Below are 11995 nucleotides of genomic sequence, written 5' to 3' on the forward strand. Positions count from 1 at the left end.
AATGAGTATTAGAAAAAAAATATCAATTTTATTTATAATTAGTCTTATTTTAATGATAATAATAGGATTATGGATAGATAAAATCAATTCTCAAAGGATTGAAGATTTAGCAACTGACAAATATCTAAAAATATCAAATGAGATATTTCTAAATATTGATGATAAAAATAAAATTGATGAGATTATAAAAAAATATGGACTTAAACAATTAGAAAAATCTGATAATACACTTAGTAGAATATATTATAAAAAACATACCTTTGGATTTATATCTATTTCACAAATACCCTTTGAAGATGAATTTATAATTCACATAAAATATTTAGATGATGAATATATATTAAAAAGCCAAGATGAAAGAAACATAAATGAAAAACTAACTCTAAATATCTTAGTATTTTTAGATATATTTGTTCTAATAATCATATTTTTATATATACTAAAACTTCTATCACCACTTAAAAAAATCACAAAAGAGATTGATCACTTTTCAAATGGAGATTTCTCTTGTAGAATAGATATAAATTCAAATGATGAGATTGGTACATTAGCTAATACTTTTAATTCAATGGCAAAAAACTTGGAAGAATTAATTAAAACAAGAGAAGACCTATTAAGAGATATAGGGCATGAACTTAGAACCCCTATAGCAAAAGGGAAGTTTGTTATTGAGAAATTTAATCCTTCCCAAAATAAAGAGCTTTTAAAAAGAATCTTTTTAGATTTGGAAACTCTTACTAATGAACTAATTCAATTGGAAAAATTAAACTCTTCAAATCTAAATTTCACAAAATTTAGTGCTGAAACACTAATTTTAGAAGCATTAAATAAATTGTATATAAAAGATGAATCAAAAGTAAAATTACATATTTCTGATGATTTTAAGATTTATGCTGATTTAGAGTATTTAAGTATTGCTTTAAAAAATCTAATTGACAATGCTTTAAAATATACTACTAATTATCCAATAAAAATTGAAGCTGTTGAAAATAAAATTATCGTAAAAAATAGTGCAGATAAACTTTCAAAAGATATTGAGCATTATTTAAAACCTTTTATTCAAGAATCTTCCCAAAGAGACGGGTTTGGTCTTGGTCTAAGTATTGTTAATAAAATCCTGGTTAAACATAAATTTGAATTGGAATATTCATATAAAAATAAAGAAAATATCTTTACTATACATATAAAATAATTAATATTGTAATCAACTAATCCACTTTTTTCTGTCATAATATAATTATGAGTTTTATATATATGTTTTTATCAGCCTTTTTAGAAAGTTTTTTATACAAAAAAATTAATAGTTATGAAAATAGAAATTTTCAGTCATTTTTGATGTTTTTAATCTCATCAATTATACTTTTGATAATCTATTCTTTCATGTATGATTTTAATAAAGAAGATTTTTCATTTATTTATGAATGGAAATTTTATCTTCTAAACCTATTAGAACTTTTTGTATTTTATCTATATAGAGAAAACTATCATCAAAATAGTGACAACTACACTATGATAAATATGTTTGTATTTTCAACAATTTATCTTATGCCTATACTTGCTTTTTTCTATAATTCAATATTTATATTTAATAAAAATCTTGATATACAATATGATTCTTTTTTTGAAGCTACAGTTTTTAGTTTTATTTTATTTGCTTTAACTCTTTTTTATTATGTTGATAAAATTAAAAATAAAAAGATAAAAAACCTCCCCTTGCTTTTACTTTTATTGTTTACACTACTTAATACCATGTATTTTTCTGTCAAAATTGTACAAACTTACAATGGCTTTTTGGTTTATTCATTTATTCAATTTCTTATTGCTATAAATTTTTTTATTCTAAGTAGAAAGGAATCAAAAACAATTACTCTTAAAAAGATTCTACTTTATACAGTTTGGCCATTTATATATTTTTTGTACTTTATTGCAGCTTCTTTGATTGCAGTTGAATTTATTACAATTTTCAAAAGAGTTTCACAAATTATTGCTGCAATGATTATAGATAAAAAAGTGATTATAAAAGATGCTATCTTAATTGCAATGATAATATTTATAAGCATTCTATTTTATTTGTATAAGGTTAAAATATGAAAATATATCTATTTACTGATACATTTTATGATACAAATGGTACTTCAACTTTTATTGAAGATATTGCAAGGATGAGCCAGCTTCATAATATAAATTTAAAAGTCTTTTTTTCAAATCAAAAAACACCCTCTTCTTTTTACAAAAATGTAACGAGTGTAAAAAAAATTGCTAAGTTTAAGATGCCTTTTTATCCCCAATTTTCACTTATTTTTCCAAGTTATTTTCAAATAAAAAAACTATTAAGGGAAGAAAAACCTGATATTATTCATATCTCCACACCAGGTCCTTTAGGTTTTTGCGCCCAAAGAGCTGCAAAAAAACTTGCTATCCCTATTGTAGGAACATACCATACAAATCACCCCTCATATATTTATGAAAATACTCACTCAAAGTTTTTAGAAAATATTTCAAAAAGGGTATTAATCAATTTTTATAAGGACTTTTCCCTTGTTTTCACCCGCTCAAAAGAGAATAAAAAGTTGATGATAAATGATATAAAAATTGACTCATCTAAAATAAAAAAAATCCCTATAGGTATAAATCTTCAAAAATTTAACAATATAAATCATGGAAAATACCTAATAGAAAAATATAAAATAAAAGAGAAAGTAAAATTTCTTTATGTGGGAAGATTAACTGATGAAAAAAATATTAAATTTTTAATAGATACTTGGAATGAGTTAATAGAAGAAAAGAGATTAGATGCTGCACTTATAATGGTAGGTGCTGGCAAATACTTAAATTATCCCCTTAAAAATGCTTACTATTTTGGTGAAATGCAAAAAGAGGAACTTTTAAGTGTTTATACTATAAGTGATGTTTTTCTTTTCCCTTCAATAACTGATACTTTAGGGCAAGTTGTAATAGAAGCTCAAATTTCAGGATTACCTGCCATTGTTTCAAATATTGGTGGTCCAAAAGAGATTATAAAAAAAGAACCAAAAAGTGGAATTGTAAAAAAAATTGATAAAGAAAAATGGAAAAAAGCTATAACAAAATTATACGAAAAAAAGCAATTTAGAAAAAAACTCTCAAAAGCTTCTAAAAAGAAAAAACACAGATACGATATCCTTAAAAGCTTTGAATATTTTATTGATATTCATCAGAAAGTACTTACTAAAGATAAAGTATAATCACAACAAAAAAGAAAGGTTTAGATGACTGCATTAGAAATAGCAGATATCGTAGGAATAATATCTTTTGCAATTAGTGGTTTTTTAATTGCTGTACATATGAAATTAGACATTTTAGGAATATTTATTTCCTCTTTTTTAACTGCCTTTGGTGGAGGAATGGTTAGAGATGTTATTGCCAATAAAACCCCATATATATTTACAAACAATCTACCTATAATATTAGTTTTATCTACACTTGTTATTGCAATAGTTTTTAAACTTCATAAAATACCCGATTTAGAAGGGAAATTAGCTTTTGTATTAACAGATACAATAGGCTTAGTCTCTTTTGCTATTTCAGGAGCTTTAATAGCTATGAAATCAGATTTTAATATGATTGGTATTGTTCTACTTTCACTTTTAACAGCAATTGGTGGAGGAACACTTAGAGATGTAGTAATAAATAGAATTCCCGCTGTACTTATGAGTGATTTTTATGGTGCAATTGCCATAATCATCTCTTTTGTAATAATTGCCGCTGATTCTTTCTATGAGATAAACAAAATCACCCTTCTTTCCATATTTATATTTGGTGTAATATTAAGATTAATTGCTTACAAAAAAAGATGGCATCTACCAACTTTATCCTAAGAAGATTATTTTAATGCCAAAAAACCTCCAAAGTAGATTCACTAAGTGTTGGATGGGCAAAAATCATTTTTGATAAATCTTTTAAAGTAAGTTTTGCATTTATGACAACTAAAAATTGATGTATCAACTCAGTTGCTTCATTTCCTACAATACCAGCTCCTAAAATAGTTTCAGCCTCTTCATCATAGATGATTTTTATAAACCCACTATCATCACCTTTTATTTTAGCTTTTGCACTTGTTTTAAAAAACACTTTTTTTGTTTTAAATTTTACACCTTGCTCTTTTAAAGAGTATTCACTTTCCCCTATTGATGCAACTTGTGGAGAGCAAAAAGTAACAGATGGGAAAATAGCTTTTTGAGGTAAGGCTTCATGGTTTAAAATTTTGTTTGCAACCCTTTTTGCTTCATAATAAGCCACATGGGCTAAAGCAGGAGATCTTATAACATCACCTATTGCATATACTTTTTTATTAGTTTCTGATTGTAAATTTGAGTCCACCTCAACAAAACCATTGTCACTTGCTACATTTGCTTTTCCCAGATTTAGCTCATTTGTATTAGGAACTCTTCCAATAGAGATTAAAACCTTATCAAATTTTAACACCTCTTGTTTTTTCCCTAAATCAAGTGTAACTTGAACCCCATCTTCTAAAACCTCATATTCAATAATATTTGCTTTTACATCAACTTTTATTCCACTTCTCTCAAACTCTCTTTTGATGGTTTTTCCCATATCATCATCTTCTATAGGAAGAAGCTTTGGTGTAAACTCTGCAATATGTGTTTTAACTCCTAGTGAGTGAAAAAATGTAGCAAACTCACACCCAATAGCTCCACCACCAACTATTAAAATAGATTCAGGTAGTTTATCAAGGGTAAAAACCTCTTTAGAAGAGATGATTTTATCTTTATCTATTTTCATCAATGGATGTTCCCTATGATTAGAACCAGTTGCTATTATAAACTCAGAGGCTTCTATAATCTCATCACCTACTTGAATAGAGTTTTCATCTACAAATGAAGCAAGACCATATTTAATCTCAACTTTTGCTTTTTTTAGTTTTTTAAAAATTCCAGTTTTTGTATCACAAATAAGTCTACAACTATTGCTTTTAAGTTTTTCCATATCAAAACTATTTAAAGTAAAATCAACTCCACACTCTTTGAAATATGAGGCTTTTTTTGTATATATTGCACTTTCTAAAAAGTTTTTGGCTGGAATACATCCCCAGTTTAAACAAGTTCCACCTAAATGCTCTTCATCTTTTTCTATTAAACATACAGATTTTCCACCCTCACCTAAAAGTGAAGCTATCTCATATCCTGCTGGTCCTGCTCCTATTACTATTACATCATACATATTACTCTCCTACATACTCATGTGCTAAATATGAACTTCTTGTATATGGACTTGAATGAACATACTCAAAGCCTAAATCTAAAGCTATCTGTTTATATTTTTCAAATTGTGAAGGTCTAACATACTCAACAACTCTTTGAAACTCATTTGATGGTGCCAAATATTGACCAATACTTAAGTAATCACACCCTACATCTCTTAGGTCTTTAAATACTTGTATCATCTCTTCTTGGGTTTCACCAAGTCCAACCATAAGTGCCGTTTTTGTTTTTGCAGTTTTAGGTGCTAAGGTCTTTAGTTTTTTTAGAACTTGTAGTGACCTTTTATAATTTGCTGCTTTTCTTATCTTATAAAGGCTTGGAACTGTTTCCATATTGTGTCCTAATACAAGTGCTCCACTATTTGCAACAAGTTTTAAAGAGTCTAGACTTCCTTGAAAATCAGGGATTAAAAGCTCAACTTTAGTATCTGGTAACTCTTTTATTATATTTTGAGTTACTTCATAAAACTGTTTTGCTCCTCCATCTTTTAAATCATCCCTAGCTGGACTTGTGATAACCACATATTTAAGACCGAGTAATTTAACAGAACTTGTTACTTGCTCTATCTCTTTTTTATTTACTTCAAGAGGTTTTCCTGTTGCCACATTACAATAAGAGCATCTTCTAGTACAAATTGCCCCAAGGATTAGAAAAGTTGCATTCTTTTTAGAGAAACACTCACTTATATTTGGACACTTTGCCTCTTGACAAATTGTATGGATACCAACATTATTTAGAAGTTGATCCATCTCTTTTTGTGCTCCAAATTGAAGTTTTTTTCTTAGCCACTCTGGTTTTCTGCCATTGTCACTATTTTTAATAAAATCTCTAGTATTCATCTTCTTAGTCATCTCTAATCCTTTTTAATGTCCCGTTTAAAAGAGCAACGTGTTGCCCTTATATTAGCAGTCAAAACAAACATCAAGTTCTTTTATAGCTCTTGTATCATCAGGTCTACATACACCCAATGTTTTTGGATACTCTTTGAAGGCTGTTGCATCTTCATGTGCCAACTTAACAGCCTCAATCATCCTGTCACAAAACTCATCTATAATTTGTTTATTTTCTGTTTCAGTTGGCTCTATCATAATTGCCTCTTTTACAATTAAAGGGAAATAAACAGTTGGTGCATGAAGACCAAAATCTAGAAGATATTTTGCTATATCCATTGCTGTTACTTTATACTCTTTGGCAAGTGTTTTAGCAGAGAATACACACTCATGCATACATAAAGTATCATAAGGCATATCAAAATAATCCCTTAATCTCATTCTTATATAGTTGGCATTTAATACAGCTTTTGAGCTGGCATTTTTCATCCCATTTCCACCTAAAACTGTCATATAAACAATTGCTCTTAAAGAGATTCCATAATTTCCAAAAAAGGGTGAGATTTTTCCAATTGAATCACTTCCACCCTTTGAAAATTGATACTCTCCATCAACTTTTTTTATTCCAAGATCTGGCAAAAATGGTTTTAATTTTTCATTTACTCCAACAGGACCAGAACCTGGCCCTCCACCACCATGTGGAGTTGCAAAGGTTTTATGAACATTTATATGAATAACATCAAAACCGATATCTCCTGGTCTTGCCACACCCATGATAGCATTCATATTTGCTCCATCATAATACATCATTGCACCATACTCATGAGCTAAAGAGCAAATCTCTTTTATCTTTTTATTATAAATACCCAAAGTGTTTGGAACTGTAAGCATTACAGCTGCTACTTCATCAGAGATTTTTCCTTTAAAAGCATCAAAATCCATAGCTCCATTTTCATCAGATTTAATAGTAATAACCTCATATCCAACCATCGCTGCTGTTGCTGGATTTGTTCCATGGGAAGAGTCTGGAACAATTACATATTTTCTTTTATCTCCTTTGCTTTCATGATATTTATGAATCATCATAATACCAAGCATCTCACCATGAGCTCCAGCTTGTGGAGTTGTTGTAAAAGCACTCATCCCAGTAACTGCACAAAGCTTTTGCTCCAACATATCTACAACCTCAAGTGCCCCTTGTACATCTTCACTCATATTATTTGTAATCAAATGTGGATGAAGTCCTGTAAAACCTTCAAGTGCTGCTACTCTTTCAGCTATTTTTGGATTATACTTCATAGTACAAGAACCAAGTGGATAGAAGTTTTTATCAATAGCAAAGTTTTTTGTTGACAAATTTGTAAAGTGTCTAACCACATCAAACTCACTAAGCTCTGGTAGTTGTGCTTTAGTTTCCCTTGTAAACTCTTTTTTGATTTCACTTTTTGGAACATCAAGTTTAGGTAAAGATATACCTTTTCTTCCCTCTTGGCTCTTATGAAATATAGTTAATACCTTACTCATGCTTGTACTCCTAAAATTTGAGCTAAAGATTTAACAAACGAATCCATTTGCTCTTTTGTTCTTTTCTCTGTCACTGTTACTAAAATAGAGTTTTCAAAACCTTCAAAAAGGTTACCAAGATTTATCCCTGCATAAAAACCTTTGTTACTCATAGCTTCAAGTAAATCTGTAGCATCGCAAGGGGTTTTTATAACAAATTCATTAAAGGTTTCGCCACTATTAAAAATCTCTACATCTTTTAGTTTTAAAAGTTCATTTTTTAGATATTCACTTTTACTATGGCAAGTTGAAGCTAACTCTTCAAAACCCTCTTTTCCAAGAAGTGAAAGGAAAATTGTACTTCTTAAAGCCAATAGATTTTGATTTGAACAAATATTTGAAGTTGCTCTGTGTCTTCTAATATGTTGCTCCCTTGCTTGCATTGTTAAAACAAATATCTCTTTACCATCTTTATCTAAAGTTTTACCAATAATTCTTCCAGGTAGAGCTCTAATAAAATCTTGTTTTGTAGCAATTAGTCCAAATGATGGTCCACCAAAAGAAAGATAGTTTCCTAAGCATTGTCCATCTGCTGCAACTATATCAACACCCATTGAAGCAGGATCTTTTAATACTCCTAATGAAACTGCATAAGCAGACATTACAGCTATTGCTTTATTTTCATGGAGTTTTTTTATTATCTTTTCATAAGAGTTTATTGAACCTAAAAAATTTGGGTTTTGGAATAAAAAACCACCCACGCTATCATCTATTTTTGATTCAATAGTTTCATAATCACTGTGGTCACCATTTAAAGGTATGATTTCAACCTCTATATCTCTAAATTTTAAGTAAGTTTGAACAACTTTGATATAAATTGGATTTACTCCACCATCAACTAAAATTTTATCTCTTTTAGAGATTCTAACAGCCATAAGTGCAGCTTCAGCCAAAGCAGTTGCACCATCGTACATAGAGGCATTTGACACATCCATTCCTGTTAGTTTACATACTAAGCTTTGATATTCATACAATACTTGCAGTGTTCCTTGTGAAGCTTCTGCTTGATATGGAGTATATGCTGTATAAAACTCTGCACGTCCAGATAAAGCATCAACTGCACTTGGAACTATATGGTCATAGTAACCACCACCTAAAAAGATAGTTTTATCAGTTACATTTTTTGAAGCTAATGTTTTAAACTTCTCAAATGTTGTAAACTCATCTAAACCATCTTCTATATCTAATGAATCTATTCTAAGATTACTTGGCACAGAATCAAAAAGTTGATGCTCCTGTTGTAAACCTATAGTTTCAAGCATCTGTTTTATTTCTGTTTTAGTATGGGGAGTATATGGCATATTTATCTCCTACAATGATTCAGTATATTCGTTATAAGATGTTTCATCCATAAGGTTTTCAAGTTCACTCTCATCTGAAATAATCATTTTATAAATCCAGTTTACATTTGCATCTTGGTTTAAAAGTTCTGGTGTATCAAGTAAAGCTTCATTTACTTCTGTAATAGTTCCTGAAACTGGAGTATAAATATCACTTGCAGCTTTTACTGACTCAATAAAAGCAACACTATCTTCAGCACTAACCTCCTCATCAACTTCTGGCAACTCTAAAAATGTAATATCACCTAATTGTTCAATTGCATATTTAGAAATTCCAACAACACCATTTTCTCCATCAACTTCAACCCACTCATGCTCTTGACTAAATTTTTTCATATTATCTCCTTCTTATTTTTTTATAAATGGCAAAGAGGCTTTGTTTGCCTCTATTGCTCCCCTGCTCATATTAGATGTGTCTCTTAATTCAAAACTACTATTCCCATCAAATTTATCAACATCAACCATAACTAAACCTATTCCAACATTTAAAGTTGGAGAAAAAGCAGCAGAAGTTACAAAACCTATTTTTTTGTCATCTTGATAAGCTTCAAAATCTTTTCTTGCACTTCTTCTTGAAGTTGTTTTAAAAGGGATTAACAATCTTTTTACACCCTGCTCTTTTTGTTTTGCTAAGGCTTCACATCCAACATATTCCCTTTGTAGATTTACAAACATAGAAAGATTTGCTTCAAGTGGTGTAATCTCTTCAGTTAAATCGTTTCCATAAAGACTATAACCCATCTCAAGCCTTAAAGCATCCCTTGCTCCAAGTCCAGCTGGTTTTACACCTTCTGTATTTATTAAAGTATCCCAGATCTCTACTGCTGTAGAAGCATCAACATAAAGTTCAAATCCTAACTCTCCCGTATATCCAGTACGACTCAATAAACAATCCTCTCCAAAAATTTTAGTTTGAACAAAAGAGAAGAAACCTAAATCATCTAGATTTATATCAAAATATTTTTGTAAAACTTTTTTTGAGTGTGGACCTTGAACATCCAGTTTAGAAACCTCTTTAGACCTATCATCTAAAGAACCAGTTTTTAGTCTGCTTGTAATAGTTTTAAAATCGATTGCAGCCCTTGAAGCATTTACTACAATCATAAGTTCATCAACACTAAGTCTATAAATAATAAGATCATCAATAACCCCACCTTTCTCATTTAACAAAAAGCCATATTTACATTTTCCTATTTTTAGCGCATCAATATTTATAGATGTTGCTTCATTTATCCCTGAAGTTTTTATATCACCTTTAAAAAAAAACTCCCCCATATGGGAAGTATCAAAAAGTGCAACATCATTTCTACAATAACCATGTTCAGCTATGATTCCCTCAAACTGTATAGGCATTTCCCATCCAGCAAAAGGAACCATCTTACACTTTGTTTCTAATTGTTTTTCATAAAGTGCCGTTTTTAATAGATTTTCCATCTTTTACCTTTTAAATTGTTCCACAATTTCAAGGGAACCTTTATTTTTTAACTTCTTTTAACAAGATAAACAAGTTATCTTTAAAGAAGCAAACCTAAAGAGCTTAAGAATAAAGCTAAAAGTTTTTATGATTATATTTTAAAAGAGAAAAGGGGCAAAAAAGTATCAAAAAAATTACTCTTTGCAATTTTGTTGTTTAGGATTTATACAGATATTAAATCCTAATAAATAAATAATCAAAATATTATTAGTTCTATTTATGATTTAATTATAAGTAAATCTAATGATAGTTTAAGTTTTATATAAGAATATAAAATGTATACTTTCATTATCCAAAGGAAAAAAATTATCCTTTGATATAAATTATAAGGAGTGATTATGGCTTGCGATACAGGTGCAAAACCAATTGAAAAAAAAGAAGAATCAAGTGAAAATCAAAATATTATAGAAAATAAAAAGGAAGAAAAAATGAGTTCAAGTTTAGTATTAAGAAAAGTACCAGAGTTTAAAATGGAAGCATACGATGCAAAATCAGGACACTATACAGAAGTTAGTAGTGAAGATTACAAAGGTAAATGGCACGTAGTTTGTTTTTATCCAGCAGACTTTACATTTGTTTGTCCAACAGAAATTGCAGCTATGAATGCAAAATATGATGAATTCCAAGAGTTAGGTGTAGAGATTTTAGCTGTATCAACTGATACAAAATTTTCTCACAAAAGATTTGTAGAAACAGAACCTTTATTAGAAGGATTAAAACTAACTATTGGTGCTGATTCAACAGGTGCTGTAAGTCGAGCATTTGGTGTTATGATTGAAGAAGAAGGTATAGCTTTAAGAGGAAGATTTTTAATCAACCCAGAAGGAACTGTAGTAGCTCAAGAGGTTCAAGCACCAATGGTTGGAAGAAACGTAAATGAGTTCTTAAGACAAGTAAAAGCTTGGCAACATGCAGAAAAAACTGGTGAAGTTTGTCCAGCTGGATGGGTTCCAGGTAAGAAAACACTTCCAGTTAACACTGATGTTGAGCAAATGACAGGTAGAGTTGGTGATTATATCACTGTTGAAGAGATTATGTCATAAAAAGGTTAGTTTTTACTAACCTTTTTAAACGGAGTAAATATGAAAATTTTAATAACACTATTTTTATTTATAAATTTGAGCTTTGCATCAAGCCTAAAAATTGGTGATGATTTGTCAAGTTTAAAGGTTGAAGATCAATTTGATAAAATACTAGAAATAAATAAAAATATAAAAAAAATAATAATAGTTTTTTCGAAAGATAAAGGGGATGAAATAAAAAGTTTTTTAGAAACAAATCCAAATTATTTAAAAACAAACAATGCTTTATATTTTGCAGATGTTAGCGCTGCACCAGGATTTGTTACAAATTTATTTATGGTTCCAAAATTTAAAAAATATAATTATTCTATAGGACTAATAAGAGATGAAAAAGTAGCTGAAAGTTTTCCAAAAAAAGATGAAAATAATCTAACAATTATAGAACTAGAAGAAAACAAAATCTCCTCTATCAAATATGAGAAAAGCCTAAAATAGGTTTTTCTTA

12 protein-coding genes are annotated in these 11995 nt (G+C 29.3%); 6 read left to right on the forward strand and 6 right to left on the reverse strand.

Annotated features, from left to right (window positions below; genetic code table 11):
- Nucleotide 1: 1 nt before the first annotated feature.
- Genes ACKU4C_RS14465 through ACKU4C_RS14480 form a run of 4 tightly spaced genes read left to right on the forward strand, consistent with a single transcriptional unit; the run spans nucleotide 2 to nucleotide 3857 of the window.
- Nucleotides 2–1192 (forward strand): ArsS family sensor histidine kinase, encoded by a 1191-nt coding sequence (locus ACKU4C_RS14465; RefSeq protein ID WP_320035549.1) that lies wholly within the window; start codon nucleotides 2–4, stop codon nucleotides 1190–1192.
- Nucleotides 1193–1239: 47 nt separating this feature from the next.
- Nucleotides 1240–2091 carry a hypothetical protein gene (locus tag ACKU4C_RS14470; RefSeq protein ID WP_321313195.1) on the forward strand — a complete coding sequence of 284 codons (852 nt, stop codon included), beginning with the start codon at nucleotides 1240–1242 and terminating at the stop codon, nucleotides 2089–2091.
- Nucleotides 2088–3224: a glycosyltransferase gene (locus ACKU4C_RS14475; RefSeq protein WP_321313197.1), complete on the forward strand. Its 1137-nt coding sequence runs from the start codon at nucleotides 2088–2090 to the stop codon at nucleotides 3222–3224. The genes ACKU4C_RS14470 and ACKU4C_RS14475 overlap by 4 nt, the downstream gene beginning before the upstream one ends.
- Before the next feature lie 24 nt (nucleotides 3225–3248).
- Nucleotides 3249–3857 (forward strand): TRIC cation channel family protein, encoded by a 609-nt coding sequence (locus ACKU4C_RS14480; protein ID WP_321313200.1) that lies wholly within the window; start codon nucleotides 3249–3251, stop codon nucleotides 3855–3857.
- Between the two features lie 10 nt (nucleotides 3858–3867).
- Here ACKU4C_RS14480 and lpdA read toward each other — a convergent pair whose 3' ends face one another.
- The 6 genes from lpdA to gcvT are packed head-to-tail and all read right to left on the reverse strand — an operon-like array spanning nucleotide 3868 to nucleotide 10428.
- Nucleotides 3868–5220, reverse strand: coding sequence for a dihydrolipoyl dehydrogenase (gene lpdA, locus ACKU4C_RS14485; protein WP_321313202.1), 1353 nt, complete (start codon nucleotides 5218–5220; stop codon nucleotides 3868–3870).
- 1 nt (nucleotide 5221) lies between these two features.
- A complete protein-coding gene (lipA, locus tag ACKU4C_RS14490) occupies nucleotides 5222–6112 on the reverse strand; it encodes a lipoyl synthase (protein WP_321313204.1) in 891 nt (296 codons plus the stop codon).
- Between the two features lie 51 nt (nucleotides 6113–6163).
- A complete protein-coding gene (gcvPB, locus tag ACKU4C_RS14495; protein WP_321313206.1) occupies nucleotides 6164–7615 on the reverse strand; it encodes an aminomethyl-transferring glycine dehydrogenase subunit GcvPB in 1452 nt (483 codons plus the stop codon).
- A complete protein-coding gene (gene gcvPA / locus ACKU4C_RS14500; RefSeq protein ID WP_321313208.1) occupies nucleotides 7612–8955 on the reverse strand; it encodes an aminomethyl-transferring glycine dehydrogenase subunit GcvPA in 1344 nt (447 codons plus the stop codon). The genes gcvPB and gcvPA overlap by 4 nt, the downstream gene beginning before the upstream one ends.
- A 9-nt stretch (nucleotides 8956–8964) precedes the next feature.
- The gene (gcvH, locus tag ACKU4C_RS14505) at nucleotides 8965–9330 is read right to left on the reverse strand and encodes a glycine cleavage system protein GcvH (protein WP_321313210.1); all 366 of its coding nucleotides are present in this window, start codon (nucleotides 9328–9330) and stop codon (nucleotides 8965–8967) included.
- A 12-nt stretch (nucleotides 9331–9342) separates the two neighbouring features.
- Nucleotides 9343–10428: a glycine cleavage system aminomethyltransferase GcvT gene (gene gcvT, locus ACKU4C_RS14510; protein WP_321313212.1), complete on the reverse strand. Its 1086-nt coding sequence runs from the start codon at nucleotides 10426–10428 to the stop codon at nucleotides 9343–9345.
- Nucleotides 10429–10806: 378 nt separating this feature from the next.
- Here gcvT and ACKU4C_RS14515 point away from each other — a divergent pair, with 378 nt between their 5' ends.
- Nucleotides 10807–11511 carry a peroxiredoxin gene (locus ACKU4C_RS14515; RefSeq protein ID WP_321313214.1) on the forward strand — a complete coding sequence of 235 codons (705 nt, stop codon included), beginning with the start codon at nucleotides 10807–10809 and terminating at the stop codon, nucleotides 11509–11511.
- 39 nt (nucleotides 11512–11550) lie between these two features.
- Nucleotides 11551–11985 carry a hypothetical protein gene (locus tag ACKU4C_RS14520; RefSeq protein ID WP_321313216.1) on the forward strand — a complete coding sequence of 145 codons (435 nt, stop codon included), beginning with the start codon at nucleotides 11551–11553 and terminating at the stop codon, nucleotides 11983–11985.
- Nucleotides 11986–11995 lie beyond the last annotated feature (10 nt).

Source organism: Halarcobacter sp. (genome assembly GCF_963676935.1).
GTDB lineage: Bacteria > Campylobacterota > Campylobacteria > Campylobacterales > Arcobacteraceae > Halarcobacter.

What these genes read in the sequence shown, in the direction of transcription:
- lpdA (WP_321313202.1), bottom strand. Translation starts at nt 5,220, where the DNA reads ATGTATGATGTAATAGTAATAGGAGCAGGACCAGCAGGATATGAGATA.
- ACKU4C_RS14465 (WP_320035549.1), top strand. Translation starts at nt 2, where the DNA reads ATGAGTATTAGAAAAAAAATATCAATTTTATTTATAATTAGTCTTATT.
- gcvPA (WP_321313208.1), bottom strand. Translation starts at nt 8,955, where the DNA reads ATGCCATATACTCCCCATACTAAAACAGAAATAAAACAGATGCTTGAA.
- ACKU4C_RS14515 (WP_321313214.1), top strand. Translation starts at nt 10,807, where the DNA reads ATGGCTTGCGATACAGGTGCAAAACCAATTGAAAAAAAAGAAGAATCA.
- lipA (WP_321313204.1), bottom strand. Translation starts at nt 6,112, where the DNA reads ATGACTAAGAAGATGAATACTAGAGATTTTATTAAAAATAGTGACAAT.
- ACKU4C_RS14470 (WP_321313195.1), top strand. Translation starts at nt 1,240, where the DNA reads ATGAGTTTTATATATATGTTTTTATCAGCCTTTTTAGAAAGTTTTTTA.
- ACKU4C_RS14475 (WP_321313197.1), top strand. Translation starts at nt 2,088, where the DNA reads ATGAAAATATATCTATTTACTGATACATTTTATGATACAAATGGTACT.
- ACKU4C_RS14520 (WP_321313216.1), top strand. Translation starts at nt 11,551, where the DNA reads ATGAAAATTTTAATAACACTATTTTTATTTATAAATTTGAGCTTTGCA.
- gcvH (WP_321313210.1), bottom strand. Translation starts at nt 9,330, where the DNA reads ATGAAAAAATTTAGTCAAGAGCATGAGTGGGTTGAAGTTGATGGAGAA.
- ACKU4C_RS14480 (WP_321313200.1), top strand. Translation starts at nt 3,249, where the DNA reads ATGACTGCATTAGAAATAGCAGATATCGTAGGAATAATATCTTTTGCA.
- gcvT (WP_321313212.1), bottom strand. Translation starts at nt 10,428, where the DNA reads ATGGAAAATCTATTAAAAACGGCACTTTATGAAAAACAATTAGAAACA.
- gcvPB (WP_321313206.1), bottom strand. Translation starts at nt 7,615, where the DNA reads ATGAGTAAGGTATTAACTATATTTCATAAGAGCCAAGAGGGAAGAAAA.